The 25,992-nt window shown below is 70.2% G+C and carries 24 protein-coding genes, 2 tRNA genes and 1 other RNA gene; 15 read left to right on the top strand and 12 right to left on the bottom strand.

The window, feature by feature from the left end; translation table 11 throughout:
- Positions 1-59 precede the first annotated feature (59 nt).
- From AC0VYL_RS27920 to AC0VYL_RS27895, 6 genes are all read left to right on the top strand, one after another.
- The gene (locus AC0VYL_RS27920) at positions 60-2,915 is read left to right on the top strand and encodes a transglycosylase domain-containing protein (RefSeq protein WP_475481946.1); all 2,856 of its coding nucleotides are present in this window, start codon (positions 60-62) and stop codon (positions 2,913-2,915) included.
- Between the two features lie 263 nt (positions 2,916-3,178).
- On the top strand, positions 3,179-3,469 hold the full coding sequence (gene rpsF / locus AC0VYL_RS27915; protein ID WP_017545727.1) for a 30S ribosomal protein S6: 291 nt from the start codon (positions 3,179-3,181) through the stop codon (positions 3,467-3,469).
- 131 nt (positions 3,470-3,600) lie between these two features.
- A complete protein-coding gene (locus AC0VYL_RS27910) occupies positions 3,601-4,194 on the top strand; it encodes a single-stranded DNA-binding protein (protein ID WP_475481945.1) in 594 nt (197 codons plus the stop codon).
- Between the two features lie 114 nt (positions 4,195-4,308).
- Positions 4,309-4,545 (top strand): 30S ribosomal protein S18, encoded by a 237-nt coding sequence (rpsR, locus tag AC0VYL_RS27905; RefSeq protein WP_013155832.1) that lies wholly within the window; start codon positions 4,309-4,311, stop codon positions 4,543-4,545.
- Between the two features lie 27 nt (positions 4,546-4,572).
- Complete coding sequence (rplI, locus tag AC0VYL_RS27900; RefSeq protein WP_017579428.1) at positions 4,573-5,019, top strand: 50S ribosomal protein L9; 447 nt, start codon at positions 4,573-4,575, stop codon at positions 5,017-5,019.
- A gap of 177 nt (positions 5,020-5,196) precedes the next feature.
- Positions 5,197-6,030, top strand: coding sequence for a peptidoglycan recognition protein family protein (locus tag AC0VYL_RS27895; protein WP_475481944.1), 834 nt, complete (start codon positions 5,197-5,199; stop codon positions 6,028-6,030).
- A gap of 435 nt (positions 6,031-6,465) precedes the next feature.
- Here the strand turns inward: AC0VYL_RS27895 and AC0VYL_RS27890 are convergent, their stop codons facing one another.
- Positions 6,466-7,815: an MATE family efflux transporter gene (locus AC0VYL_RS27890; protein ID WP_475481943.1), complete on the bottom strand. Its 1,350-nt coding sequence runs from the start codon at positions 7,813-7,815 to the stop codon at positions 6,466-6,468.
- A gap of 346 nt (positions 7,816-8,161) precedes the next feature.
- Here AC0VYL_RS27890 and AC0VYL_RS27885 point away from each other — a divergent pair, with 346 nt between their 5' ends.
- Complete coding sequence (locus AC0VYL_RS27885) at positions 8,162-10,792, top strand: replicative DNA helicase (protein ID WP_475481942.1); 2,631 nt, start codon at positions 8,162-8,164, stop codon at positions 10,790-10,792.
- Positions 10,793-10,942: 150 nt separating this feature from the next.
- Here AC0VYL_RS27885 and abc-f read toward each other — a convergent pair whose 3' ends face one another.
- From abc-f to upp, 6 genes are all read right to left on the bottom strand, one after another.
- Complete coding sequence (gene abc-f / locus AC0VYL_RS27880) at positions 10,943-12,589, bottom strand: ribosomal protection-like ABC-F family protein (RefSeq protein ID WP_475481941.1); 1,647 nt, start codon at positions 12,587-12,589, stop codon at positions 10,943-10,945.
- A gap of 486 nt (positions 12,590-13,075) precedes the next feature.
- Positions 13,076-13,312, bottom strand: a complete 237-nt coding sequence (locus AC0VYL_RS27875) for a hypothetical protein (protein WP_475457490.1) — start codon at positions 13,310-13,312, stop codon at positions 13,076-13,078.
- Positions 13,313-13,566: 254 nt separating this feature from the next.
- Positions 13,567-14,076, bottom strand: coding sequence for a PH domain-containing protein (locus AC0VYL_RS27870; protein WP_378735462.1), 510 nt, complete (start codon positions 14,074-14,076; stop codon positions 13,567-13,569).
- Between the two features lie 20 nt (positions 14,077-14,096).
- Positions 14,097-14,261 (bottom strand): hypothetical protein, encoded by a 165-nt coding sequence (locus tag AC0VYL_RS27865; protein ID WP_017545737.1) that lies wholly within the window; start codon positions 14,259-14,261, stop codon positions 14,097-14,099.
- A 386-nt stretch (positions 14,262-14,647) separates the two neighbouring features.
- A complete protein-coding gene (locus AC0VYL_RS27860) occupies positions 14,648-14,890 on the bottom strand; it encodes a hypothetical protein (protein ID WP_431868011.1) in 243 nt (80 codons plus the stop codon).
- 434 nt (positions 14,891-15,324) lie between these two features.
- The gene (gene upp, locus AC0VYL_RS27855; RefSeq protein ID WP_475457487.1) at positions 15,325-15,978 is read right to left on the bottom strand and encodes a uracil phosphoribosyltransferase; all 654 of its coding nucleotides are present in this window, start codon (positions 15,976-15,978) and stop codon (positions 15,325-15,327) included.
- A 324-nt stretch (positions 15,979-16,302) separates the two neighbouring features.
- Here upp and AC0VYL_RS27850 point away from each other — a divergent pair, with 324 nt between their 5' ends.
- The 4 genes from AC0VYL_RS27850 (at position 16,303) to AC0VYL_RS27835 (ending at position 17,938) form a co-directional block, all read left to right on the top strand.
- Positions 16,303-16,803 carry a tRNA adenosine deaminase-associated protein gene (locus AC0VYL_RS27850; RefSeq protein ID WP_378735469.1) on the top strand — a complete coding sequence of 167 codons (501 nt, stop codon included), beginning with the start codon at positions 16,303-16,305 and terminating at the stop codon, positions 16,801-16,803.
- Positions 16,804-16,849: 46 nt separating this feature from the next.
- Positions 16,850-17,338: a tRNA adenosine deaminase-associated protein gene (locus tag AC0VYL_RS27845; protein WP_475457485.1), complete on the top strand. Its 489-nt coding sequence runs from the start codon at positions 16,850-16,852 to the stop codon at positions 17,336-17,338.
- Between the two features lie 49 nt (positions 17,339-17,387).
- The gene (locus AC0VYL_RS27840) at positions 17,388-17,840 is read left to right on the top strand and encodes a nucleoside deaminase (protein ID WP_475463294.1); all 453 of its coding nucleotides are present in this window, start codon (positions 17,388-17,390) and stop codon (positions 17,838-17,840) included.
- Positions 17,841-17,850: 10 nt separating this feature from the next.
- A tRNA-Ser gene (locus AC0VYL_RS27835) sits at positions 17,851-17,938 on the top strand.
- A gap of 51 nt (positions 17,939-17,989) precedes the next feature.
- On the opposite strand, the gene AC0VYL_RS27830 is transcribed toward AC0VYL_RS27835, so the two are convergent.
- The 3 genes from AC0VYL_RS27830 to AC0VYL_RS27820 form a co-directional block, all read right to left on the bottom strand.
- Positions 17,990-18,550, bottom strand: coding sequence for a PadR family transcriptional regulator (locus AC0VYL_RS27830; protein WP_475481940.1), 561 nt, complete (start codon positions 18,548-18,550; stop codon positions 17,990-17,992).
- Positions 18,551-18,573: 23 nt separating this feature from the next.
- Positions 18,574-20,589, bottom strand: coding sequence for an oxidoreductase (locus AC0VYL_RS27825; RefSeq protein WP_475481939.1), 2,016 nt, complete (start codon positions 20,587-20,589; stop codon positions 18,574-18,576).
- 111 nt (positions 20,590-20,700) lie between these two features.
- Positions 20,701-21,477 (bottom strand): SGNH/GDSL hydrolase family protein, encoded by a 777-nt coding sequence (locus AC0VYL_RS27820; protein WP_475481938.1) that lies wholly within the window; start codon positions 21,475-21,477, stop codon positions 20,701-20,703.
- 218 nt (positions 21,478-21,695) lie between these two features.
- Here AC0VYL_RS27820 and AC0VYL_RS27815 point away from each other — a divergent pair, with 218 nt between their 5' ends.
- Complete coding sequence (locus AC0VYL_RS27815) at positions 21,696-23,435, top strand: pyruvate dehydrogenase (protein ID WP_475481937.1); 1,740 nt, start codon at positions 21,696-21,698, stop codon at positions 23,433-23,435.
- A 46-nt stretch (positions 23,436-23,481) separates the two neighbouring features.
- Here the strand turns inward: AC0VYL_RS27815 and AC0VYL_RS27810 are convergent, their stop codons facing one another.
- Positions 23,482-24,432, bottom strand: coding sequence for a GlxA family transcriptional regulator (locus AC0VYL_RS27810; RefSeq protein WP_475481936.1), 951 nt, complete (start codon positions 24,430-24,432; stop codon positions 23,482-23,484).
- A gap of 129 nt (positions 24,433-24,561) precedes the next feature.
- Here AC0VYL_RS27810 and AC0VYL_RS27805 point away from each other — a divergent pair, with 129 nt between their 5' ends.
- Complete coding sequence (locus AC0VYL_RS27805; protein WP_475481935.1) at positions 24,562-25,224, top strand: DJ-1/PfpI family protein; 663 nt, start codon at positions 24,562-24,564, stop codon at positions 25,222-25,224.
- A gap of 33 nt (positions 25,225-25,257) precedes the next feature.
- Positions 25,258-25,560, top strand: coding sequence for a hypothetical protein (locus AC0VYL_RS27800; protein WP_475481934.1), 303 nt, complete (start codon positions 25,258-25,260; stop codon positions 25,558-25,560).
- 61 nt (positions 25,561-25,621) lie between these two features.
- Here the strand turns inward: AC0VYL_RS27800 and AC0VYL_RS27795 are convergent.
- Positions 25,622-25,709: transfer RNA gene (locus AC0VYL_RS27795), tRNA-Ser, on the bottom strand.
- A 107-nt stretch (positions 25,710-25,816) separates the two neighbouring features.
- Between AC0VYL_RS27795 and ffs the strand changes: the two genes are divergently transcribed.
- An RNA gene (ffs, locus tag AC0VYL_RS27790) (signal recognition particle sRNA small type) lies at positions 25,817-25,912 on the top strand.
- Positions 25,913-25,992 lie beyond the last annotated feature (80 nt).

Here is a 25,992-nt window from a genome sequence, read left to right as displayed (position 1 = left end):
CCCCGTTTCCACCAAGGAATCGTCAGGCCGAGCGGCCGTGAGAGGCAATCGAGGACCACGTGAGTACCGAACGACGACGGAATGCCGACGGCGGCCGTCGCCGGGCCGACGGCCCGGACGACGGTCCGCGCGGCGACGGCGGAAGGCGCAGGGCCGGTGGCCCTCCCCGGGAAGAACGTGCGGGCGGACGGCGCCGACCTGACTCCGAGGACGCCCCGCGAGGAGACGACAGGCCCGCCCCGCGCTCCCGCAGAGCCCGCCCCCCCGGGGACGAGGCCCGCTCCGAGGGGCGCCCCCGCCCCGAGGGCGGACGCCGCCGCGCCGAGGGAGAGCGGCCCCGCCGCCCCGACGGTGAACGCCGACGCCGCCCCGAGGACGACGGTGAACGCCCCCGTCGCCGCCCCGACGGCCAGCGCCCCCGACGCCCCGAGGACGGCGACCGCCCCCGCCGCCGCCCCGACGACCCCCGCGCGGGCGGACGCCGCCGCTCCGAGGGCCCGCGTGACCCCCGCGACCGTGAACACGGCTCCCGCTCCGAGGGGCGCCGCTCCGGAGGACGGGGCTCCCGCGCCGCCGCCGCCTCGGGCGGACGCGGTGGACGAGGTGGTGGCGGAGGCCGCCGTCGCCCCCGCGAGGACGAACCGGACGACCGCCCCTGGTTCAAGCGCTTCCTGTCCAAGGCCTGGAAACCCGCGCTGGCCTTCTGCGGCCTGATGTTCATCGCCGGTGTGGCCGCCTTCGCGGTGCTCTACGCGATGGCCCCCGAACCGACGGAGCTCGCGAGGAACGCGGAGAAGGAGGCCTCGGCCACCCAGATCCTGTGGGCCGCCACGGGAGACGCGGACAAGGGTGAGGTCGCGCTCACCACCGGCGAGGTCCAGCGCGTCGCCGTCCAGCGCGACGACATCCCGGAGGAGGTCGTCGACGGCGTGCTCGCCGCCGAGCAGGCCACCTTCTACGAGGACCCGGGCATCAACATCAAGGGCATCGGCCGCGCCGTCCTCTCCGGCGGCGAGGCGGGCGGTGGCTCCACCATCACCCAGCAGATGGCCCGCAACTACTACAGCGAGCTCGACGGCGACCCGCCGCTGACCCGCAAGATCCGCGAGATCTTCATCTCGATCAAGCTGGGCCAGCGGCTCGAACCCGACGAGATCCTCACGACCTACCTCAACACGATCTACTTCGGCCGCGGTGCCTCCGGCATCGAGATGGCGGCCCAGAAGTACTTCGGCAAGAGCGTGAGCGAGCTGGACCGGGCCGAGGGCGCCTACCTGGGCATCATCATCCAGATGCCCAGCAACTTCGAGAACCCCGAGCCGGACTCCTGGACCGCCAACTACCTGGACAAGGAGCGCTGGCCCTACGTCCAGCGCCAGCTGGCCGCCATGTACGAGAACACCGGCGGCGAGCGCGGTCTGCCCGAGGCCGAGGCCCAGCAGCTCGAGGTCCCGGACTCGATCATCCCCTACGAGCCCGAGGCCGACCTGGACGACCCCAAGCAGGGGTACATCCGGCAGGCCGTGATCAACGAGGTCGAGCGGCGCTACTCGGAGCGGAACATCACCGGCGCGGACATCGCCACCAAGGGACTGGTCATCCAGACCTCCCTGGACCCGGATCTGATGAGCGCCGCGGAGGAGGCCTTCGCCGTCCTGCCGGACAGCGCGGCCGACGACACCATGCACGGGCTGACCGCCGTCGACCCGAGCACCGGTGAGATCGTCGCCTTCAACGGCGGGCCGGACGTGGCCACGGTGATCAACAACTCCCTGGTGCACCAGACCCAGGCGGGATCGGCCTACAAGCCCTACGTGCTGGCGCGCGCCCTGGCGGACGACATCGGTCTGCGCAGCCAGTTCAACGGCGACAGCGGGCTGGAGTTCCCCGGTCTGGCCAGCCCGGTGATCAACTCCAGCAACGTCGACTACGGCGAGGTGGACCTGATCCAGTCCACCGCCGACTCGGTGAACACCAGCTACGTGGACCTGGCGATCAAGGTCGACCCGGCACGCGTGGACGAACTCGCGGTCGAGATGGGCGTGCACCCGGACCGGCAGACCACCTCCACGGTCGGTCCGCTGGTCGCGCTCGGCACCCACCAGGTGAACGCGCTCGACATGGCCAGCGGCTACGCGACCTTCGCCGCCCAGGGCCGGCACTTCCCGGCGCACATGGTCACCCAGGTGACGACCGCGGACGGCGAGGTGATCGAACCGGACGACGAGGCGGAGCTGGAGAGCGGCACGGAGGTCCTCTCCGAGGGAGTCGCCGCGGACGCCACCTACGCCATGCAGCAGGCGGTCCTGGAGGGCGGCGCGAAGGAAGCGGCCCTCTCCGACGGGCGCCCGGTGGCAGGCAAGACCGGTACCTCCTCCGACGCGGTCTCGGCCTGGTTCGTGGGGTACACCCCGCAGCTGTCGGCCTCGGTGGGGCTGAGCCGCGCCCAGGGCGATCCGCTGGACTTCGGCCCGGAGGTCGGTGACGTCTACGGTGGCACCACCTCCGCGAAGGTCTGGAAGGCCTTCATGGAGATCGCCATGGAGGGCCAGGAGCACCAGCAGTTCCCGGCCCCGCAGTGGGTGGGCGAGGACCAGCGGTTCCTGCCGACCCCGAGTCCGACCCCGTCTCCGAGCGAGACCCCGGAGGAGACCGAGGAGCCGAGCGACGAGCCGAGCGAGCCCGAGTGCGAGCCCGGCGATCCCGGTTGCGAGGTGGAGGAGTCTCCCGAGGACTGCCACTGGACCGACCCGGACTGCAACGATCAGGAGAGCCCCGATCCGGAAGAGTGCGGTGGCGTCTTCCAGCCGGCGTGCGAGGACGACGAGGAGCCCAACCCCGGTGTCCCGCCGCCCGGTGGCGACCAGAACAACCAGGCCAACGGCAACAACAGCCTGATGAGGCCCAGGGACTGATCGGCTGACGGCACGGCTGAGGGCCGGTGCGCGGAGGGGAGACCCTTCGGCACCGGCCCTCCGTCGTGGAGGGCGTCGCCCGGGTCGGCCCCGCGATCCCCGGCCCAGCGCCGGTGGTACTCCGCTGCTGGTAGCCTTGGGTCCCGTATGGCTCAGAGCCTGAGCGATGCCCCCGGTGGGACCGGGCGGCGGACCGCCGGGCTCCTGCCCTCCTGCCATGGAGATTCCATGGCCGCAACAGTCCAGAGGAGGAACGTACGCTCATGCGTCGTTACGAAATCATGGTCATCCTCGACCCCAACCTCGACGAGCGCACCGTCGCCCCGTCGCTGGAGAACTTCCTGGGCGTCGTCCGCAACGACGGCGGCTCGGTCGAGAAGACGGAGATCTGGGGCAAGCGTCGCCTCGCCTACGACATCAACAAGAACTCCGAGGGCATCTACGCGGTCATCGACCTGACCGCCAAGCCCGCGACGGTCAAGGAGCTCGACCGTCAGCTCGGCATCGCCGAGGCCGTGCTCCGCACCAAGGTTCTGCGTCCCGAGGTTCACTAGGCACCCCGGTGCCCTGACCCCCTGACCCCGCTCGTTTTGTCCCCGGGACTGTTTTGTCTCTAGGGGCGCGGATGATGCGGGGAGCAGGCGAAACCGCCTGATCCCGAACTATCTCGAACCGGAGCCGATCCATGGCAGGCGAAACCCAGATCACGCTCGTCGGCAACCTCGTCGACGACCCTGAACTGCGCTTCACGCCCAGTGGAGCCGCGGTCGCCAACTTCCGTGTGGCCTCGACGCCCCGCACCTTCGACCGTCAGTCGGGGGAGTGGAAGGACGGAGAGTCCATGTTCCTCTCCTGCACCGTCTGGCGTCAGCACGCGGAGAACGTGGCCGAGAGCCTTCAGCGTGGCATGCGCGTCATCGTGCAGGGCCGCCTGAAGCAGCGGTCCTTCGAGACCCGCGAGGGTGAGAAGCGGACCGTCTTCGAGATCGACGTCGAAGAGGTCGGCCCGGCCCTGCGCAGCGCCACCGCCAAGGTGACGAAGACGCAGCGCCAGGGTGGCGGCGGCTTCGGCGGCAACCAGGGCGGCGGCGGTTTCGGCGGTGGCCAGCCCCAGGGCGGACAGTCCCAGGGCGGCTACGGCAACCAGGGCGGCGGCTTCGGTGGCCAGCAGGGTGGTCGGGGCGGCGCCCCGGCCGACGACCCGTGGGCCACCAACGGCGGCGGCGGTGGTTTCGGCGGCGGCAACAGCGGAGGATTCTCCGACGAGCCCCCGTTCTAACCAGCGGCTTCCCCACGTAACACCCGACCCGGCCCCTCCGGGGGCCGCGTCACCTTTCCATTGTCCCAGCCCATCCCCGGGAGGACCCCGGGGCTCTTGCGAAGGAGCACCACGATGGCTAAGCCGGCAGCGCGCAAGCCCAAGAAGAAGGTTTGCCTCTTCTGCCAGGAGAAGCAGTCCTACATCGACTACAAGGACACCACGCTTCTCCGTAAGTTCATCTCCGAGCGCGGCAAGATCCGTGCCCGTCGGGTGACCGGCAACTGCACGCAGCACCAGCGCGACGTCGCGACCGCGATCAAGAACGCGCGCGAGGTGGCCCTGCTGCCCTACACCAGCACCGCTCGCTAGCGGCGATATCCGAGGGAGGTCTTTGTCGTGAAGCTGATTTTGACCCACGAGGTCAACGGTCTCGGAGCCCCCGGCGACGTCGTCGAGGTGAAGAACGGTTACGGTCGCAACTACCTGCTGCCCCGAGGGTTCGCCATTCGGTGGACCCGCGGTGGTCAGAAGCAGATCGACCTCATCCAGCGTGCCCGCAAGGCGCGTGACATCCGCACCCTGGACGAGGCCCAGCAGGTCGCCGGCCAGGTCGGTGCGCTGAACGTGCGCCTCAAGCAGCGCGCCGGTCAGGGTGGTCGTCTGTTCGGTTCGGTCACGCCCGCGGACATCGTCGAGGCCGTCAAGGCCACCGGCGGTCCCGAGCTGGACAAGCGCCGGATCGAGATCAAGAACCCGATCAAGTCCGTCGGTGCCCACAAGGTCCAGGTCCGCCTGCACCCCGAGGTCGCCGCGACGATCAAGCTGGACATCGTCGGCGCCTAGTACGCGCTGACCGTTCCGGTCGGAACCCCGTCCCTCCTCGGAGGGGCGGGGTTCTTCTGTTCCCCGTGAACACGCCGAAGGGTCGAAAAGCCCCCTTTGATTACTCTTTGTAATCTAACGTGTTCTCTGTGTCGCGTTACTTTCAGTGACGCTCCGCACGGAGAGGACAGCATACCGATGGCCGTTGAAAGACTGCCCGAGACAGACCACCCTCTTGCGGTGGATCGTAGGACGATGCTGCGAGGGGCCGCCCTGACCGCCGGGGGAGTACTGCTCGGCGGGTCACTGGGTGTGTCGGTGACCGGCCAGGCCACCGCGTCCGCGACGCCCAAGGTGTACACCCGGTCCGACTGGGGCGCCCGCGCGCCCAAGGGAAGCATCGAGGTGCTCGCCAAGGGGCCGACCCACATCGTCGTGCACCACACCGCGACCTCGAACGTGTCCGACACCTCCACCAGCCATGCCGCCGCGCTCTCCCGCTCCATCCAGCGGTACCACATGGACAACAACGGCTGGAGCGACACCGGCCAGCAGCTGACCATCAGCCGCGGCGGCCACATCATGGAGGGCAGGGACAAGTCCCTCCAGGCCATCCGCGACGGGAAGCACGTGTTGGGCGCGCACACCGCCAACCACAACTCGCACACGATCGGCATCGAGAACGAGGGCACCTACACCTCGTCCACGCCGCCCGGCGCGCTCATGACCTCGCTGGTCGACACCTGCGCGTGGCTGTGCCTCGTCTACCGCCTGGACCCGCAGGAGGCGATCGTGGGACACCGCGACTACAACGCCACCAACTGCCCCGGCGACAAGCTCTACTCGATGCTGCCCAAGCTCCGTGACGACGTGGGGAGCAAGCTCCGGCAGCAGCTGAGCCACCTGAGTGGCCCCGCCGGACAGGAGCTCAGCCTGGAACAGCTGCCGAGCTACCCGTCCGTGCCGAGCTCGGAGCGGATCGCGACCTTCTACCACGGTCCCACGGTGGGAGACCTCGACACGGGTTTCTAGGGAAGAGCCCGTTCCTGACCAGCCGCCCCTGTTCCCCCGCAGGGGCGGCTGTACCCCTTTGCACCTCCGCTTCGCTTCGGTGCGTGTTCGGCGCCTTTGCAGAGGGATTCTTCATCCTCGTCCACGCCTGACGCTCGTTCCTCGCTAGCGGCTCGACTCGTCTTGCAGAACCCTCTCCGGCGCTCGAACGGGGCACCCCCTTGTGGTGGAGATGGACAGGCGGGACTCACGCCTGTGGCTGATGCGATCGAATGGCGCACCCCCTTGTGATGGAGGTGTGTTTGAGGCATTGGGTCACCCGTACGACGACGCCCTTGTTCTTCTGAGGTAGCTGAGGGGGGCGGTGAACCTCGTGCCCGTGGCCAGGGTCGACTTGGTGACTTGGTGACTTGGTGACTTGGTGACTTGGTGACTTGGTGACTTGGTGACTTGGGGTCAGGGGCGGTGGGCGCCGGTGACGAGCCAGGCCTCGCCTCGGGCACGCAGGCCCAGCGTGACGGCGCGGGCGAGGATCCATACCGCGAAGGCGACCCACAGACCCACCAGGCCGCCGGTCTCCGAGGTGGCGAGGCTGGGGATGACCAGGGCGAACGGCAGGAAGGCGAGCATCGTCCACAGGGAGGCCCAGGCCAGGTAGCGCTGGTCCCCGGCGCCCATGAGGACACCGTCGAGCACCATGGTGACGCCGCTCAGCGGCTGCATGAGTGCCACCACCACGAGGGACGCCGTGATGAGCGCGGCCACGCTCGGATCCGAGGTGAAGGGCACGTGGGCCCAGGGCAGCACGAGGAAGACCACGGCGGTGAACAGGAGCCCCGACATCACCCCCCACTCGACCATGCGCCGGGTGGCGTCCCTGGTGCCGCGGACGTCGCTGGCGCCGAGGTAGCGTCCCACGATGGACTGCCCGGCGATGGCGATCGCGTCCATCGCGAACACGAGCAGGGCCCAGATGTTGTAGCTGACCTGGTGCGCGGCGATGGACTCGTCACCGAGCCGCGCGGCCACGGCGGTGGTCACCAGCGCCACCACGCGCATGGACACGCTGCGCAGGAACAGGGCGAAACCGGCCGAGGCCGAGGAACGCAGGCCCGCCACCGACGGTGCGAGCGAGACGCCCTCGCGCCGGGCGGAGCGGGCGATGACGGCCACGTACCAGAACGCGCCGCCGCCCTGGGCGATCACCGTCGACCAGGCGGATCCGGCGATGCCCCAGTCGAACACGAGCACGAAGCTCGCGCACAGCACCGCGTTGCCCACGTAGGAGGCGACCGCGACCACCAGCGGGGTGCGGGCGTCCTGGAGTCCGCGCAGCACCCCGGTCCCGGCCATGACGATCAGCAGGAACGGCGTGCTCAGCAGGCTGATCCGCAGGTAGGTGAGGGCGTAGGGGGCGACCTCGGGCGAGGCGCCCAGGAGGTCGATCATCCATGGGCCCAGCGGCCAGCCGATCCCGATCGCGGCGATCCCCAGCAGGATCGCGAGCCAGAGCCCGTCCACCCCGTCCCGGACGCCGCCGGGGATGTCTCCGGCGCCGAACTTACGCGCCACCGCGGCGGTGGTCCCGTAGGCGAGGAAGACGCACACCGCGGCCAGGGTCAGCAGGACCTGTCCGGCGATGCCGAGCCCGCCAAGAGCCTGGGTGCCCAGGCTGCCGACGATGGCGGCGTCGGTGAGCAGGAAGAGGGGTTCGGCGATCAGCGCGAAGAACGTGGGGACGGCGAGGGCGAAGATCTCGCGGTCGTGGCGGTGCCGGAAGGGGGCCGCCGAGAGCAGTTTGGCCATGACGGAGCCACAGTACCGGACAGGCGTTCGACGGCCCGTGTGGCGTCGGGCACCAAGGCGGCGAAGCCTGTGGATAACCTGTGGAAAGCCGCCCTGTGAGACATCTTGCACCTCCCGGCGGTGAACCGTGTTTTCCCAGTTCAAACGGTCTATGGGCGACTCGCGACAAAGTTATCCACAGGTGATGTGCATAACCTCTGTGCGCAATGCCCCACGGGGCTTCGGTTGTGGTGGTAGGGGTTGTCCACAGGCGCGCCGAGCGGCGTCTTCGGCACCCCGGATGGGGCATCCTGGAAGAGTCGGTCCGATCCGGGCCGACGCACGCGGCCGGTGTGGGGAGAAGTACGTGAGTGTCGCTGAGCAACCACCTGAAGAGGGCGGATACGAGCGCACCCCACCCCACGACATCCAGGCCGAACAGAGCGTTCTGGGCGGCATGCTGTTGTCCAAGGACGCCATCACCCAGGTCGTCGAGATCATCCGCTCCGCGGACTTCTACCGCCCCGCGCACCAGATCATCTACGACAGCGTCGTGGACCTCTTCTCCCGGGGCGAGCCGGTCGACGCCATCTCGGTCAACGCCGAGCTGACCAAGCGCGGCGAGGCCACCCGGGTCGGCGGAGCCCCCTACCTGCACACGCTCACTGAGGCGATCCCCACGGCCGCCAACGCGGGCTACTACGCCAAGATCGTCTCGGACCGCGCGGTCCTGCGCCGCCTGGTCGAGGTCGGCACCCGCATCGCGCAGATCGGCTACGCGGGCGACGGCGAGGTGGACGACCTCGTCGACCACGCCCAGGCGGAGATCTACAAGGTCGCGGAGAAGCGCACCGGCGAGGACTACGTGGTCCTCGGTGACATCATGCCCGGCGCCCTCGACGAGATCGAGGCGATCGGCGCCAACGACGGCAGCATGACCGGCGTGCCCACGGGTTTCGCCGACTTCGACGCCCTCACCAACGGCCTCCACCCCGGCCAGATGGTGATCATCGCCGCCCGCCCAGCAGTGGGCAAATCGACCCTGGCCCTGGATTTTGCTCGCGCCGCGTCCATCAAGAACGAGATGGCGTCGGTCTTCTTCAGCCTGGAGATGGGGCGCAACGAGATCGTCATGCGTCTGCTCTCCGCCGAGGCGCGGGTACCGCTGCACACCATGCGGTCCGGTCTGATGACCGACGAGGACTGGGCCCGGCTGGCGAGACGGATGGGCGAGGTGGCCAGCGCGCCGCTCTTCATCGACGACTCCCCGAACATGTCGATGATGGAGATCCGGGCCAAGTGCCGTCGTCTCAAGCAGCAGCACGACCTCAAGTTGGTGATCGTCGACTACCTCCAGCTGATGAGCTCACCCGGCCGGGTGGAGAGCCGCCAGCAGGAGGTCTCCGAGATGTCGCGTTCGCTCAAGCTCCTGGCCAAGGAGCTGGAGGTGCCCGTGGTGGCGCTGTCCCAGCTGAACCGTGGTCCCGAGCAGCGCACCGACAAGCGCCCCCAGGTCTCCGACCTGCGCGAATCCGGGTGTCTGGTGGCGGAGACCCGGATTCTTCGAGCGGACACGGGAGCCGAGACGACACTGGGTGAGCTTCACTCGAGTGGGGAACGGGACGTACCCGTCTGGTCGCTCGACGAACGACTCCGCATGGTGCCCCGTACCATGTCACACGTCTTCTCCAGCGGGGTCAAGGAGGTCTTCCGGCTCAGACTGGCCTCCGGTCGTGAGGTGATCGCCTCCGGGAACCATCCCTTCCTGGCGTTCGACGGTTGGGAGGCCCTTGAGAAGCTGTCCGCCGGTGACCGTGTCGCCGTGCCGAGGAGCGTGCCGAGGCCGGAGACGCTGAGGAGGTGGCCCGAAGCCGAGGTCATCATGCTGGCTCACCTCATTGGTGACGGTTCCTTCGTGAGGCGTCAGCCGCTTCGTTACGCGAACACGGACGAGGACAACCTCGCAGTGGTGACCGAGGCGGCGCAGCACTTCGGTGTCACGGCGGTGCGGGACGAGTACGCTTCGGCCCGGACGATCACGCTCCGACTTCCCGCTCCGTTCCACCTCACCCACGGGAAACGCAATCCCATCGCGAAGTGGCTGGACGACCTGGGTCTCTTCGGTCTGCGCAGCCACGAGAAGTTCGTCCCCGAGGAGGTTTTCGCCCTCTCGAACGAGCAGGTCTCGCTCTTTCTCCGGCACCTCTGGGCGACCGACGGATCGGCCCACTGGAACGAGAACGGGGGCAAGGCGCGGATCTACTACGCATCCACCAGCCGCCGCCTCGTGGACGACGTGGCCCGTCTTCTGGCCCGGTTGGACATCATGAGCCGGATCAAGAAGGTCCGCAAGGGAGAGCACCGGGTCGGCTACACCCTGGACATCAATGGTGTTGACGAACAGAGGCGCTTCGCCGAAGTGGTCGGGTGCCACGGTGCTCGTGCGGAGCGGCTCGCGGCATGTGTCTCCGGTCTGGCCGCTCGATCGTCCAACACCAACGTGGACACGGTGCCGGTCGATGTCTGGGGACGAGTGCGTACGACGCTCACCGAACGGGGCATGAGTCATCGTCGGTTCGCCACGGAGATGGGCACGAAGTTCTCCGGGAACGCGGTGTGGAAGTCCGCGCCCAGCCGAACCCGCCTGTCCCGTGTGGCCTCGGTACTCGGTGACGCGGATCTGGAACTGTTGGCCACCAACGACGTCTTCTGGGACACCGTGGTCGAGGTGGAACCGTTGGGCGAACGCGAGGTCTTCGACGCGACCGTCGCTGGCACGCACAACTTCGTCGCGAACGGCATCAGTGTCCACAACTCGATCGAACAGGACGCGGACATGGTGATCCTGCTCTACCGCGAGGACGTGCACGACAAGGAGTCCCCGCGCGCGGGCGAGGCCGACATCATCGTGGCCAAGCACCGTAACGGCCCCACCGCCGACGTGACCGTGGCCTTCCAGGGCCACTACAGCCGGTTCGTCGACATGGCGCCGGGCTAGCCGGTGGGTGGGACGGCCTTCTGACGGTGTAGGTACGGGGCGTGACCACAGGCGGCTGAATGGGCCGCTTCGGTCACGCCCCGTTGTATCGGTCAATCCATTAGTCGACTTATGTGCTAGCCGTAATGTCGACAAAGAGACACGTCGACATTACTGTGCGGAGTCGCTGGTCACGGCCCCTTCGCGGAGTTCCAGACGCCGACCGGTGAACCTCTGACGCGCCCTGCGGTCGTGCGTCACCAGCACCAGGGCGCCCGTGTACCGGGACAGCGCCTCCTCCAGCTCCTCGACGAGGCCGGGGGAGAGGTGGTTGGTCGGCTCGTCCAACAGCAGCAGGTCGTGGGTGCCCGAGGTCAGCCGTGCTACCTCGATCCGGCGGCGCTGACCCACGGACAGCGAGGACACCGGCTGGTCGAGGTCACCCACCCGGAACAGCCCGAGCGAGGCGAGTTCGTCCCGGTACTCCTCCGGGTGGCCGGGGCGTCCGGAGGAGTAGGCCTGGAGCACGGACCGCCCCTCGGGCACCGGGGCGTCCTCCTGGCGCAGGAGACCCACGCGTCGGGGCGGAACCACCCGGCCGGAGTCGGGGGTCAGCTCCCCGGACAGCACCCTGAGCAGGGTGGTCTTCCCCGCACCGTTCGGACCCGTGACCAGGACCCGTTCGCCGGGGGCCAACGACAGCGCGCCGACCTCCAGCCGGTGGTCCACCCGGACCCGCTCCAGCTCCGCGACCGGGGCGTCCTCCGGTACCGGACCGGTGAACCCGGCGGCCATCCGGAGGGGGACCGGCGGGGGCGCCACAGGGTGCGCGGTCAGCCGGGCCATCCTCTCCTTGGCGTTGCGGATCCGGCCCATCGAACCGTGTGCCGCCCCGCGCATCCGGAACGCCCCGTGCCCGAAGCCGGCCTTGTCCATCATGCGCGGGATGGCCCGCAGGGCGGCGATGTTGTTGTCGGCCAGGCGCCGCTGCCGGGCCAGGTCCCACTTCCAGTCCTCGTACTCGCGGGACCAGCGCGCCCGTGCCGCGGCCCTGGCGGTGAGGAACCCGTCGTACCCGTCGCCGTACCTCCGGACCCCGTGCGTGTCCGCGTCCACCTCCAGCACCGTGTCGGTGACCCCGGCCAGGAAGGCCCGGTCGTGGGTGACCGCGACGACCGTGCCCCGGTGGTTCCGGAGCCGCGCCTCCAACCAGGCGACCGCCTGGTCGTCCAGGTCGTTGGTGGGCTCGTCCAGCAGAAGGAGTTCGGGCGAGGCGGCCAGGGTCGCCGCCAGCGCCAGCCGCGAACGCTCCCCGCCGGACAGCGTCCGCAGCGGTCGGTCGCGGTCCAGGGAGGGCAGGCCCAGGCCGTGCAGTCCGGCGTCGACACGGGCGTCGGCGTCGTAGCCGCCGCGCGCCTCGAACTCCGCCAGGAGGTCGCCGTAGGCGTCCAGCTCCTTGGGGGTGGCGCCGCCGAGGGAGGCCTCGACGGTGTGGACGCGCGCCTCCAGGTCCCTGAGGTCCCGGAGTGCGTCGTCCACCGCGTCGGCGACGTTGCCTTGCCGAACACCGCCGGACACCCGCTCCAGGGTCTGGGGCAGGTACCCCACGCCGCCGGGGGCGCGCACGGTGAGCTCCCCGTTGTCGGGGGCCTCCGCGCCGGCGAGGAGGCGGAGGAGGGTGCTCTTGCCGGAGCCGTTGTCACCGATCACGCCCACGCGTTCGCCGGGGCGGACGGTCAGGCTGACCCGGTCGAGGACGGTGTGGTCCCCGTAGCGTTTGGTGATCTCGCTCAGGGCGAGTTGGGATCGGTGTCGCATGCCTGTTCCGAGCATGTGGCCCTCCTGTTCTGCGTGGTTCCGGTGTGGGGTGCCACGGAGCGCGGGGGCGGGCCGGTGTTTCGGTCATGGGTGCACAGGGGTGCTGAAGGACCGGAACACGGAGAAAGAAAGGCTGCCCGTACGCGACCGCGGTGTGGGGACGCCGACGGAGCGGGCCCGACCGCGGTGCGGTGGGGCGTGTGCTCGGAACGTGGGCGTCCGGCGCGGATCACAGGTGGATGTGGAGCCTCATAGACAAGACGATACGTATCGTTGTGGGCACCGTCAAGGCTGCGGGGTGAGACGGGGATCACTAGAGAGGGTTGCTCTGGGGCCTAAATAGAGACATCCACATTTGGATTTATGGTCTTGCCGATTTATCGACATAGCGACGAAGGGGCTCCGAAGCGTAAGGGGGCCGCGCATGACGAAGGGCCGCCCGCGTGGTGCGGGCGGCCCTTCGTGATCTGTCGTCGGCGTCGCGGGCTAGAGCCAGCGCGCCTCGGGTCGAGTGCGGCCACTCTCGTCGGTGACCAGGACCCAGTGCATGATCGGGTGCTCCGAAGTGGTGTCGGTGTCCTCGTGGTCCGTGCGCGGACGCGGGACCAGCGCGGGCTCGGGGGCCAGGCCGGAGAGTCGGCGGCTCGCCGCGGTGGACCGGGTGCGCCGGGGGGCGGTCGTGGAGTGAGAGAGGTGCGGCCCGTTCTCGGTCCTGCGTGCCATGAAGCCCTCCTCGTTTCCTTATCAGATGACCCAAGTTAACCCTATGTTCACCTTCGAGTCAATTGGGTTCCTTCGTGGCGAGTCCGATGCGCAGGGCCTGCGCGCCGGGCCGGGCTCCAAAGTGAACGGAAGGTGAACGGATCGGTAACCGGGTTGTACCCGGGGCGCGCCCGGTTCACTCCGGTCCCCGGACACGAAGAAGCACCCGCCGCTGGGGCGGGTGCTCCGTGAACGTCCGTGGTCGGCGCGTCCGGCTACTCCTTGAAGATCAGTCCCACGACCTCCAGGTAGAGCTGCTCCGGGTAGGGAATGAAGGCGATCTTGCTGAGCGCCTGGTCCTGACCGGCGGACTCCATCACGAAGGTGCCGTATCCGAGGAAGCGGCCGATCAGCGTCCGCTCGAACCTCATGTCGGTGACCTTGCCCAGCGGCATCATGTTCACCTGCCGGGTGATCAGCCCCGTGGTCAGCAGCAACCGCGCCGACGTGATCACGAAGTAGTCCACGGACCACTCTGCGACCCGCCAGACGAACCACACCAGTACGAGCAGCCACAACCACCACACGAGGGCCAGGGTCGCGGCGCTGTTGGCGCCGATCGTCTGGCTCAGGATGGCCGCGAACACCAGGGCCGCCAGAACCGCACCCACGGGTCCGATGAGGACCGCGGGGTGCCGACGGATGGTCACGACGTCCTGCTCGTGCGGCAGGAGATAGCGGTTCACCGATGCCGGAGCCGCGTTACTTGAGGCTACGAGCTTCATGAAACCCGACCCGTCCCCGCCTACGACAGCAGCGTGTTGACGAACCGGGACATCGACTCAGCGCCGCCCACCAGGAGATCCAGTCCGCTCTGGATCACGCCGGCCGCGCTTTCAGGTTGCGTGAGCAGATAAAACGCCACGAAACCAATGAGCGCGTAACCGCCCCATTTCTTCAACTTCGCCACGACTGACTCCCCTTGGAATCCACCTGACCCACCAACCCAGCTGCGATTGTCGCACCGACCATCTTGCCCGTAAAGCCTGGACCACACTCTCGGCGTGGCGGTATGTCGGACGTTCACCCCTTGCGGGCTGTGTCCGGTTTCGGTGGCGTTGGTAACCGAGTGACTGAAGGTCCGGAAAGAGTTCCCGTTCTGGTGCAGGTCAGGGCGGTGGCGCCGGTCGCGGTGGCGCGCTCTCCCGTGTCTGGAACAGGGCGCGGGGCACGTCTCCAGGCTCCGGAGGAGGGGCCACCGACCCCGGGGGACGGGTGGCGGAGAGCCAGGATCTTCGCGAACCGAAGAGGCGAGTAGTGCGCGCCCGAAACCGTTACGGGGGTGCCGTGTGGGCTCTAGCGCTGTTCCGCGAAGGCCAGTGCGAGTACCTGGAGGTGCTGCCGGGCGATCCGCTCCACGAGGTCCGGGGTGGCCCGGCCGGTCACGTCCTGGGCGCCGTGTCTGGCCGCGTCCACGCACCGCGAGACCGTGGAGGAGTGGTGCACGTCGGAGAACTCCGACGACAGGCGGTTGACGACGGGGCTGAAGTGCGGGTCGCGGGCGGCCTGGGCGGTCGAGGGGGAGGTGTTCTCGGGCATCTCACTCCTTGGGGCTGCGGGGCTGCGGGGGCGGAACAGCACGGCGCGTGTACGGCTCGGGGCTTTGAGTAGCCACTGGAGGGTTGCCGGAGCGCCGCGCCGGAAAGGGGCGGCGACGTTCGGATATCAGTGGGCTGAGCCCCTTGTGGGGTGGTTTCGGTCTGGCAGGTGCACCCGGTTACGGGTAGTCAGGAACCATCATCACTCTAATCTGTTACGTTCCAATCTCGAAATGAATTCGGCTAATGCAACACCGTGTCGGTTGCCCTCCGACCAAGCCAGCTCCACCTGGGGAGACGCCTCGGGGTGTGGGCGCGTGATGGGACCAATGCCCGATTTTCGGGCGTTCATTCACCCCGGCACTAAAAGAGCCGAAAAAGCGCCCAACCGGTGATCCGGTTGGGCGCTCGTGCCTCGCGTCGCGGGGTTCTGGTTCAGGAGCAGCCGTACAGACGGTCGCCCGCGTCGCCCAGCCCCGGGAGGATGAAGCCGTTCTCGTCCAGACGCTCGTCCACCGCCGCCGTCACCACGCGCAGCGTGGCGCCGTGGTCGTCGGGCAGGGTTTCGGCCAGTTTCTGCTCAACGGCGACCAGGCCCTCGGGCGCCACCAGCAGACAGATCGCGGTGATGTGGTCGGCGCCCCGGTCCACCAGCAGCTTGAGCGCCGCGGCCAGGGTTCCGCCGGTGGCCAGCATCGGGTCCAGCACGTAGCACTGGCGGCCCGACAGGTCCTGCGGGAGGCGGTCGGCGTAGGTGGCGGGCTGGAGGGTCTCCTCGTCGCGCGCCATGCCGAGGAAGCCGACCTCGGCGGTCGGCAGCAGGCGGGTCATGCCGTCGAGCATGCCGAGGCCGGCGCGCAGGATCGGGACGACCAGCGGCGTGGGGCGCGTCAGCTGGGTGCCGGTGGCCTCCACGAGCGGGGTCCGGATGGTGACCTCTGTCACGCGGACGTCCCGTGTCGCTTCGTAGGCGAGCAGGGTGACCAGCTCGTCCGTCAGCCGCCGGAAGGTCGGTGAGTCGGTCCGCACGTCGCGCAGGGTGGTCAGCTTGTGCGCGACCAAGGGGTGGTCGACGACCAGGGTTTCCAAAGCGTTCTCCGGGTGAGCTGGGATAACGGGACGGTGGATGGGGAGAGGGGCCAGCCCGAGTCTAACCGCGCGTATCACCCGAACCAGGGCTCCCCACAGCCCCCGCCTCCCCTTCCGCCCGTTCTCGGCGGCGTCGGGTGGGAAACAGGTGCGCACGGGTTCGGTCACGGGGGCGCGGTGAACCCGTGTCTCGTGAGAGCGTTAGGGCGTTCCACGGCGGACGAGGGTCCACGACGCAGTGAGGGTGATCGTTACCATGGCACTCGCACGGGCGGGCCGGGCTCCACTCGTCCGCACCGAAACACCGTCCGGGTTGGGGTGACGATGACAGTGCTCGATCATGGTGACGACGACTCGGGTGACTTCGCGGCCGTCGCGTACAGGGAAGAGGAGTACTGGGACGTCGACCTCCTCCCGATCGCGCTGACACACGATCTCAAGGGGCTCATCCACGCCCTGCGCCAACAGCCGAGCATCAGCGGCTCCCTCGGGCTGGTGTCGGTCGGTGACGACTTCTTCATCATCGTCCGGGTGTACGGCGAGGAGGTGTCCCTCTTCCTGTCCGACGTGACCGCCTCGGTCGACTGGCAGGTGGCCCGGGACGCCCTCGACTACCTGGACATCGACCTCCCGGAGGACGACGACCTCGACCAGGTCCTGCCCGCGGGCGACCTGTCCGTGGTCGCGGACCTCGGCCTGGACGAGATGGAGCTGGGCGCCCTCGCGGGCGACCTGGACCTGTATCCGGACGAGGTGCTCGCGAGCGTGTCCGAGCGTCTGGGATTCGCCCAGGCCTTCCAGCGTGTCCTGGACGGTATGGGGTAGGGGCACGCCTGGAAGACCACCAGGGTAGAGATCAGGAGGGCACGCGGTGTCGACCTTCGCAGCCGTCTTCGCTCCGAACGGCAAGACGTGGCGGGGTACTGAGGTCGATCTCGGTGACGTGGACGCCATCGACGACGTCACCGACCTCATGCTGGACCTCGCCACGGACTGGGGCAGCGAACTGACCCTCCTGTTCGTGGACGCGGACGACGAGTGGTTCGCCGTCGTCCGGATGGACGAGTCGGATCCGGATCCGAGGGTGTACCTCTCGGACGGCCGGGTGGTGCACGACCACCCGCTGGCCGGAGTGCTCTCCGAGGCCGGGGGGCTCGGCTCCTCGCAGCCCGTCGAGAGCGCGGGATCCCGTCCCGACCCCCGCCCGGACGGTGACGGGCGGCTCCTCACTGACCTCGGGGTGACCGAGGACGAACTCGCGGACCTGTCCGTGGGTGGCGGGGTCCTGCCCGGTGACGTGATCGCGATCATCGCGGAGCGCTCGGGGTTCGCCGACATCTTCGACTCGATGAGGCTGTGACCGGGTGACCGGCCTGCCCGAACTCGACCGGGGCGCGGTCGACGAGGCGATGCTCGCCGCCCTGGCCGAGGCCGAGCGGGCCCTGGCCACCGACGACGTCCCGGTCGGCGCCGTGGTGCTCGGGCCCGACGGCGCCGTGCTCGGACGGGGACACAACAACCGTGAGGCCACCGGGGACCCGACCGGCCACGCCGAGGTGCTGGCGCTGCGCGCGGCCGCCGAGGGGCACGGTGAGTGGCGCCTGTCCGGGTGCACCCTCGTGGTCACCCTGGAGCCCTGCGTGATGTGCGCCGGGGCCACGGTGCTCTCCCGGGTGGACCGGTTGGTCTACGGCGCGCGCGACGCGAAGGCCGGTGCGGTGGGCTCGATGTGGGACCTGGTCCGGGACCCGCGCCAGAACCACCGTCCGGAAGTCGTTCCACCCGATCTGATCAGCGCCGACATCGCCGCTCGGTGCTCGGATCTGCTGACGGGGTTTTTCGCACGGCGCCGAGTCCGGTAGAGTACCTCTCGGTGGATTCGCCTAGTGGCCGATGGCGCCCGCCTCGAAAGCGGGTAAGGGGCAACCCTTCGAGGGTTCAAATCCCTCATCCACCGCCACCAGCCGCCCCCGGCACAGCCGGGGGCGGTTTTTTCGTGCCTGCGGCCCCCTCAGGCGGTGGAGCCGCCCGCCGGTTCGGGGCCGGACAGGTCAGCGATGGCCCCGTCCAGCCAGGTCACCCAGAAGAGCTCCAGGTCGATGCCGCCCTGGAGCACCAGCCCCTGGACCCGGTCCCTCTCCGTGCCGTGCCCGCGCGCGGTGTCGCGCCGCTGGAACTCCCGGTACTCCGCCAGGCGGGCGGCGTGCAGCTCGCGGTGGCGGCGCAGCTCCTCAAGCAGGTCGGCGCCGACCCCCACGACCCCCGCCGCGCGCAGGCGCAGCATCAGGGGGTCGCGGAGGGCGCGCGGCTCCTCCTGCTCACCGACCCAGCGCCCCAGCTCGTCCCGGCCCGGGCCCAGTACCTCGTACGCCTTGCGCTGGCCCCGGGTGGGCGAGTCCGTCGGCAGCGCCCGGATGAACCCCGCCTTCTCCAGCTTGCCCAGCTCCCGGTAGATCTGCTGGTGGGTGGCGGACCAGAAGTACCCGATGGAGCGGTCGAAGCGCCGGGTGAGTTCCAGTCCGGAGGAGGGCTTCTCCAGCAGGGCGGTCAGGATCGCGTGGGGCAGGGACATGAGCGCATTCTAGGCAGGGGCGGCTACAGGGCGGCGGCGAGCTCGGTGCCCTGCTTGATGGCGCGCTTGGCGTCCAGCTCGGCGGCCACGTCGGCGCCGCCGATCACGTGCACGGTGCGACCGGCGGCGGTGAGCGCGTCGGCCAGGTCGCGGCGCGGGTCCTGTCCGGCGCACAGCACCACGGTGTCGACGGCGAGCACGCGCTCCTCTCCGTCCACGGTGACGTGCAGGCCCTCGTCGTCGATCCGGCGGTAGTCGGCGCCCGCCACCATCTCCACGCCCCGGTGGCGCAGCTCCAGGCGGTGGATCCAGCCGGTGGTCTTGCCCAGGCCCTTGCCGACCTTGGAGGTCTTGCGCTGGAGCAGGTGGACGGTGCGGGGCGGGGCGGCCCGTCGGGCCGTGCCCAGTCCGCCGCGCTCCCGGTACCCGGTGTCCACGCCCCACTGGCGGAAGAACGTCTCGGGGTCCTGGCTGGCGTCCTCCCCGCCGTCGGTGAGGAACTCCGCCACGTCGAAGCCGATGCCGCCGGCGCCGATGATCGCGACCCGCTCTCCGACCTCGGCGCCGCCGCGCAGCACGTCCACGTAGCTCACCACGCTGGGGTGGTCCGCGCCCGGGATGGCGGGGGTGCGCGGGGTGACGCCGGTGGCGATCACGACCTCGTCGTACCCGTCGAGGTCGGCAGCGGTCACGGTGGTGTCCAGGCGCACGTCCACGCCGTGCCTGTCCAGCTGGACGCGGAAGTAGCGGAGGGTCTCGTCGAACTCCTCCTTACCGGGCACGCGGCGGGCCATGTTGAGCTGGCCGCCGATCTCCGGTGCGGAGTCGAAGAGGGTGACGGTGTGGCCGACCTCGGCGGCGGAGACGGAGAAGGCGAGCCCGGCCGGGCCGGCGCCGACCACGGCCACGTTTCTGCGGGTCCGCGTGGGGGACAGGACCAGCTCGGTCTCGTGGCAGGCGCGCGGGTTGACCAGGCACGAGGTGATCTTGAGCTGGAAGGTGTGGTCCAGGCAGGCCTGGTTGCAGCCAATGCAGGTGTTGATCTCCTCGGCCCTGCCCGCTTCGGCCTTGGCGACGAAGGCGGCGTCGGCGAGCATGGGGCGGGCCAGGGAGACCATGTCGGCCCGGCCCTCCGCGATGATCCGCTCCGCGACCTCGGGGGTGTTGATGCGGTTGACCGCCACCAGGGGGACGGTCAGCTCCTTCTTGAGGCGCTGCGTGATCCACGTGTAGGCGCCGCGCGGCACGGAGGTGGCGATGGTGGGGACCCGGGCCTCGTGCCAGCCGATGCCGGTGTTGATGATGTCGGCGCCCGCGGTCTCGATCCGCCTGCCGAGCTCGACCACCTCGTCGTAGGTGGAGCCGTCGGGGACGAGGTCGAGCATGGACAGGCGGTAGACGAGGATGAACTCCTCGCCGACGCGCTCGCGGACCCGGCGGACGATCTCCAGGGGGAGGCGGACGCGGTTGTCGAAGGAGCCGCCCCAGCGGTCCTCGCGCTTGTTGGTGGCGGGCGCGATGAACTGGTTGATGAGGTAGCCCTCGGAGCCCATGACCTCGACGCCGTCGTACCCGGCGCGCCGGGCGAGCTCGGCGCAGCGGGCGAAGTCCTCGATGGTGCGCTCGATCTCGTCCTCGGTGAGGGCGTGCGGCACGAAGGGGCTGATGGGGGCCTGGAGGGCGCTGGCGGAGACGGACTCCTCGCTGAAGGCGTAGCGGCCGGTGTGCAGGATCTGCATGGCGATCCGGCCGCCCTCGCGGTGCACGGCCTCGGTGATGAGGCGGTGCTGGGCGACCTCGTCGTCGTTGGTGAGCTTGGCGCTGCCGGTGAAGGTGGCGCCCTCGGGGTTGGGGGCGATGCCGCCGGTGACGATGAGGCCGACGCCGCCGCGCGCGCGTTCGGCGTAGAAGGCGGCCATCCTCTCGAAGCCGCGGGGGGCCTCCTCCAGGCCGACGTGCATGGAGCCCATGATCACGCGGTTCCTGAGGGTGGTGAAGCCCAGGTCCAGGGGTTCCAGAAGGTGGGGGTACTCGCTCATGACCTCTCCTCGCGGGGTGCCTCCGGCCGGTGTCCTGCCGGTCCGACTTCATTATGCAACAAGTTGCACAATAAGTCGTGAGGCGCCCCGGGCCCCCGGACGATCGGGGGCTCAGACCACCACGGGCAGGGGGACCGGGCGCTTGGCGGTGCGGCCGTCCCCGGAGGAGCGCCCCCGCAGGCGGCGCACGGCCCAGGGGCCGAGGAACGACCCCAGCCACCGCACCTCCGACGCGGCCGACCGGAACACCCCGGGAGCCGACCGCTCCGGCAACGGGTCGGCCCAGGTCTCGTCGCTCCCCGGGATGCCGAGCGCGTGCGCCACCGCCCCGGCGATCCTCCGGTGCCCCTCGGGGGAGCAGTGCAGCCGGTCCGCGCCCCACAGGCGGCGGTCCGCGGCCACCTCGTGGGCGGCGGTGTCGGCCACCGCGACCCCGTGCCGCCCGGCCGCCGCCCGGACCCGCTCGTTGAAGTCGAGCACGCGCGGCACCAGGGGCCGGGCCAGCGGGGCGATACGCGCGATGTCGGGGAAGGTCATCGTGGCCACCCGCGCGCCGACCCCGGTGAGCTCCGCGAACATCGTCTCCAGGTGGTCCACCACCGCGTCCGCGTCGTACCCCGGCCGGATGAGGTCGTTGACCCCGGCGAAGACCGTCGCCACGTCCGGGCGCAGCTCCAGGGCGTCCTTGAGCTGCTCCTCGTGCACCTGCCGGGCCAGACGGCCGCGCACCGCGAGGTTGGCGTAGTCCACCCGCGCGCCGGTCGCGGCCAGGTGCTCGGCGAAGCGGTCCGCCCACCCCCGGTACCCGGACTCCTCGTCGCCGTCCCCGATCCCCTCGGTCTGGCTGTCCCCGAGTGCGACGTACCGCAGATTCCCGTCCAACCTCATGTCCCACACCTTTCCTGGGTGTCAGCGAACAATACTCAAGAAAACGACTATTCATCTTGTTCACCACCCAGGTTCGGATCAACCCCTCGAACCGGTCCGGATTCGGCATGGCCGCGACCACGAGCGTGGCGGTCCGGCACTTCCGGCCGGGGCGCTCCTAGCGTGGGCCGGGGGCGACACGTCCGGCCCCCGGCCACGCCGTGTCCCGGGAGGGTCCCTTGAGCAGGAACACCGTCGCTGAGCAGCTGGTCCGCACCCTGGTCGCGGCGGGGGTGACCCGCATCTACGGTGTCGTGGGGGACAGCCTCAACCCGGTGGTGGACGCCGTCCACAGCACCGACGGCATCGAGTGGGTGCACGTCCGCAACGAGGAGACCGCGGCCTTCGCGGCGGCCGCCCAGGCCCAGATCGACGGGAAGCTGGCCGTCTGCGCGGGGTCCTGCGGCCCCGGCAACACCCACCTCGTGCAGGGCCTCTACGACGCCCAGCGCAGCGGAGTCCCCGTGCTCGCGCTGGCCTCGCACATCCCCTCGCGCCAGATCGGCACGGGCTTCTTCCAGGAGACCCACCCCGAGCGGCTCTTCGGCGACGTCACCGAGTTCCGCGAACTGGTCTCCCACCCCGACCAGATGCCCCGCCTGGCCCGGATCGCCGTCCAGCACGCCCTGGGCACCCCCGGCGTGGCCGTCCTCGTCCTGCCCGGCGACATCGCCGGACGCAGGGCGACGGGACCCGCCGACACCAGCCCCGTCACCGCCGGACGGGCCACCGCCTGGCCGAGCGAGGACGACGTCCGCGAGCTGGCCCGGCGGATCAACGAGGCGGACACGGTCGCCCTGTTCTGCGGCGCCGGGGTACGCGACGCCCACGAGGAGGTCATGGCCCTCGCCCAGCGGGTCAAGGCACCGGTCGGCCACACCCTGCGCGGCAAGGAGTGGATCCAGTACGACAACCCGTACGACGTCGGCATGATCGGCCTCCTCGGCTACGGGGCCTGCTACGACGCCCTCCAGGAAGCCGACCTCACGGTGCTGCTCGGCTGTGACTTCCCCTACGACGACTTCCTGCCCAAGGACAACGTGGTCCAGGTGGACCACGACCCGCGCAGGCTCGGCCGCCGCGTCCCGCTCCGGCTCGGCGTGCAGGGGGACGTCGCCGCGACCCTGCGCGCGTTGCGGCCCTCGGTCCGGCCGAAGGAGGACGACACCTTCCTCCGGGACGTCCTCCGCCGCCACGAGCGCGCCCTGACCAAGGTCGTGGACGCCTACACGAAGAACATCGAGCGCCACACCCCGATCCACCCCGAGTACGTGGCGAGCGTCCTCGACGCCCTGGCGCCGGACGACACGGTCTTCACCGTCGACACCGGTATGAACAACGTGTGGGCCGCCCGGTACCTCACCCCGAACGGCCGCCGCCGGGTGATCGGCTCCTTCACCCACGGCACCATGGCCAACGCCCTGCCGCACGCCGTCGGCGCCGCCTACGCCACCCCGGACCGCAAGGTGGTGTCGCTGTCCGGTGACGGAGGCCTGAGCATGCTCCTCGGCGAGCTCATCACCGTCCACCAGCACGACCTGCCGATCACGACGGTCGTGTTCAACAACTCCTCGCTCGGCATGGTGCGGCTGGAGATGATGGTGGACGGGATGCCCGCCTTCGAGACCGACCACGCGCCGGTCGACTACGCGAAGATCGCGGAGGCCATCGGCATGCGGTCGATCCGGGTCGAGGACCCCCGGGACGTGCACGACGCCCTGCGCGACGCCCTGGCCGCCCGTACCCCCGTGCTGGTGGACGTGGTCACCGACCCCAACGCGCTGTCGATGCCCTCCCGGATCACCGCCGACCAGGTCACCGGCTTCGCCCTCTCGGCGGGCCGTACGGTCCTGCGCGGCGGGGTGGGGTCGATGATCGACCTCGCCCGCTCCAACCTGCGCAACATCCCCCGGCCCTAGGACCCGTCGCCCCGTCGACGAATCGCCGTGTCGACATGTCGTCGAGTCAACGGTCCCGGCTCTGAAAGGCCCTCCGGTAGGCCTGCGGGCTCGTGCCCACCACCGCGCGGAACCGCTCACGGAACGCGGTGGGGGAGCCGAACCCCGCCTGGGCGGCGATCCGGTCCACCGGGTGACGGGTGGACTCCAGCAGGTACTGGGCCCGGCGCACCCGGGCCCGGTGCAGCCACCGCAGCGGCGTGGTCCCGGTCTGCTCACGGAACCTGCGGCTCAGGGTCCGGGTGCTCACCCCGGCGTGCGCGGCGACGTCCGCCAGGGTGAGGTCGCGCCCGGAGTTCTCCTCCAGCCACCGCAGCAGCGGCTCCCAGGCGGTGCCGTCCGGGACGGGCGGGGTCTCGTGGGCGACGAACTGCGCCTGGCCGCCCTCGCGCTCCAACGGCATCACCGAGAGCCGCGCCGTGTCCGCCGCCACCGCCGACCCGTGGTCGGAGCGGACCATGTGCAGACACAGGTCCAGCCCCGCCGCCGCCCCGGCCGAGGTGAGGAACTGGCCGTTGTCCACGTAGAGGACGCCGGGATCGACGGTCACCTCCGGATGGAGCTCGGCCAGGGCGTCCGCGCCGCGCCAGTGCGTGGTGGCGCGCAGCCCGTCCAGCAGCCCCGTGGCGGCCAGCACGAACGCTCCCGTGCAGATGGAGGCGATCCGGGTCCCGTTCGCGGCGGCGGCGCGCAGGGCGTCCAGCAGTGCGGGCTGCGGGGGCGCGAACGGGTCCTCCGCCCCGGGGACGATCACGGTGTCCGCCTCGGCCAGCGCCTCCAGCCCCCGGTCCGCGCGCAGGCGGAAGGGGCCCGCGCCGACCTCCGGCTCGGGCGCGCAGACCAGGACCCGGTAGGCGGCGTCGCCCCCGGGCAGACGGCTGCGTGAGAACACCTCGACGGGCGTGGTCAGGTCGAAGCCGATCACCCCGTCGAAGGCGGTGACCACCACTGTGTGCATGCCCCGGAGCCTACTGGCTGGAATCCGTTGGACCCTGTCCTTCCAGCCACTGTCACCGCTCCCGGGCCTTCCGTAGCTTCGTGCCGAGGCCTCCGGAAGGGGAGGCCCGACCACACGAGGGGGAGGACGATGCTGGCCCAGGTCGTGCTGTTCGACGGGTTCGACCCGATGGACGTGATCGCGCCGTTCGAGGTCCTGTACGCGGGTGGGACCGCTAGCGGCGGCGCGCTGACGGTGGAACTGGTCTCCGCCGAGGGGGCCCGGGAGGTGCCCAGCGGGAACGGGGTGCCACTCCGGGCCACCGCGCGCCTGGACCCCGGCCGCGCCGACGTGGTCGTGGTGCCGGGGGCGGTGGGGAGCGTCCCCGACCCGGACGCGGTGGACGAGGAACCCGATCCGGACTCGATCCCGGCGATCCTCGGACGCGCCCTCACCACGGAACTGCCGGGGCTGCTCGGCGCCGCCGTGGCCCGGGAGGACACGCTCGTGGCGGCCGTGTGCGGCGGTTCCCTGCTGCTGGCCATGGCCGGGCTGACCGAGGGGCGCGCGGCCACCACCCACCACCTGGGTCTGGACCTGCTGGACGCCACCGGCACCACGGCGGTGGACGCCAGGGTCGTGGACGACGGCGACCTGGTCACCGCCGCCGGGGGCACCTCGGGGCTGGACCTGGGCATCCACCTCCTCGAACGCGAGCTGGGGCCCCGGATCGCCCACGCGGTGGAGCGGCTCTTCGCCTACGAACGACGCGGCGTGGTCTGGCGGGCCGAGGGCCCCGTCCCCGTGGCCTGACCGGTCGCGGACCCATCACCGGAAGGAGGAACAGTGTCGGTTGCCGGAACCTGGGACCTGACCATCAGCACGCCGATCGGGCGGATCAGCCCGCGGATGCGCGTCACCGAGGAGGGCGGGGAGCTCAGCGGGGTCGTCTGGAGCGAGGGGGAGGAGCCGGACGAGCTGGTCGGCCTCACCCTCGAAGGTGATCTCCTCACCTGGCGGCAGGCGGTCACGAGGCCCCTGCGGTTGAACCTCGTCTTCGCCCTGACCGTCGACGGTGACCGGATGACGGGTACCTCGAAGGCGGGACGTCTGCCCGCGTCCAGGGTCGTGGCCCGGCGCGTGGGCTGAGCCGGGCACGCGGAAAGGACGAAGGCCCCGACCGGTCTCCCGGTCGGGGCCTTCGCTCCTGTGGCGGAGGATAGGGGATTCGAACCCCTGAGAGGTTGCCCTCAACACGCTTTCCAAGCGTGCGCCCTAGGCCACTAGGCGAATCCTCCGTGGACAACTCTACAGGCTTCGCGACAGTGCTTCGAACGGCTTCCGGGCCGCCCGGGGGAGGGGCCCGGCGCGGGTTGCGGGGGTCTCCGGTTCGGATACACTCGGGGCAGACCCCTCGTGCGGCGTCACCCTACGAACCTCCCCAGGGCCGGAAGGCAGCAAGGATAAGTGGGCTCTGGCGGGTGCGCGGGGGGTCCTTTCTTGTTTCCGGGGGTACCTCGCCCCAGCGCCGCCCCCTTCCCGGTTTCCCCGACCAGGTGCGAGTTGTCTCCGCCAGCGGGT

The organism is Nocardiopsis sp. iso_238 (assembly GCF_056173325.1).
The sequence above is the reverse complement of the archived record's forward strand: the minus strand, read 5'-3'. Positions and strand labels throughout refer to the sequence as shown.

What these genes read in the sequence shown, in the direction of transcription:
- rpsF (WP_017545727.1), top strand. Translation starts at nt 3,179, where the DNA reads ATGCGTCGTTACGAAATCATGGTCATCCTCGACCCCAACCTCGACGAG.
- AC0VYL_RS27910 (WP_475481945.1), top strand. Translation starts at nt 3,601, where the DNA reads ATGGCAGGCGAAACCCAGATCACGCTCGTCGGCAACCTCGTCGACGAC.
- rpsR (WP_013155832.1), top strand. Translation starts at nt 4,309, where the DNA reads ATGGCTAAGCCGGCAGCGCGCAAGCCCAAGAAGAAGGTTTGCCTCTTC.
- AC0VYL_RS27895 (WP_475481944.1), top strand. Translation starts at nt 5,197, where the DNA reads ATGGCCGTTGAAAGACTGCCCGAGACAGACCACCCTCTTGCGGTGGAT.
- AC0VYL_RS27890 (WP_475481943.1), bottom strand. Translation starts at nt 7,815, where the DNA reads ATGGCCAAACTGCTCTCGGCGGCCCCCTTCCGGCACCGCCACGACCGC.
- abc-f (WP_475481941.1), bottom strand. Translation starts at nt 12,589, where the DNA reads ATGCGACACCGATCCCAACTCGCCCTGAGCGAGATCACCAAACGCTAC.
- AC0VYL_RS27875 (WP_475457490.1), bottom strand. Translation starts at nt 13,312, where the DNA reads ATGGCACGCAGGACCGAGAACGGGCCGCACCTCTCTCACTCCACGACC.
- AC0VYL_RS27870 (WP_378735462.1), bottom strand. Translation starts at nt 14,076, where the DNA reads ATGAAGCTCGTAGCCTCAAGTAACGCGGCTCCGGCATCGGTGAACCGC.
- AC0VYL_RS27860 (WP_431868011.1), bottom strand. Translation starts at nt 14,890, where the DNA reads ATGCCCGAGAACACCTCCCCCTCGACCGCCCAGGCCGCCCGCGACCCG.
- AC0VYL_RS27850 (WP_378735469.1), top strand. Translation starts at nt 16,303, where the DNA reads ATGACAGTGCTCGATCATGGTGACGACGACTCGGGTGACTTCGCGGCC.
- AC0VYL_RS27840 (WP_475463294.1), top strand. Translation starts at nt 17,388, where the DNA reads ATGCTCGCCGCCCTGGCCGAGGCCGAGCGGGCCCTGGCCACCGACGAC.
- AC0VYL_RS27830 (WP_475481940.1), bottom strand. Translation starts at nt 18,550, where the DNA reads ATGTCCCTGCCCCACGCGATCCTGACCGCCCTGCTGGAGAAGCCCTCC.
- AC0VYL_RS27825 (WP_475481939.1), bottom strand. Translation starts at nt 20,589, where the DNA reads ATGAGCGAGTACCCCCACCTTCTGGAACCCCTGGACCTGGGCTTCACC.
- AC0VYL_RS27820 (WP_475481938.1), bottom strand. Translation starts at nt 21,477, where the DNA reads ATGAGGTTGGACGGGAATCTGCGGTACGTCGCACTCGGGGACAGCCAG.
- AC0VYL_RS27810 (WP_475481936.1), bottom strand. Translation starts at nt 24,432, where the DNA reads ATGCACACAGTGGTGGTCACCGCCTTCGACGGGGTGATCGGCTTCGAC.
- AC0VYL_RS27805 (WP_475481935.1), top strand. Translation starts at nt 24,562, where the DNA reads ATGCTGGCCCAGGTCGTGCTGTTCGACGGGTTCGACCCGATGGACGTG.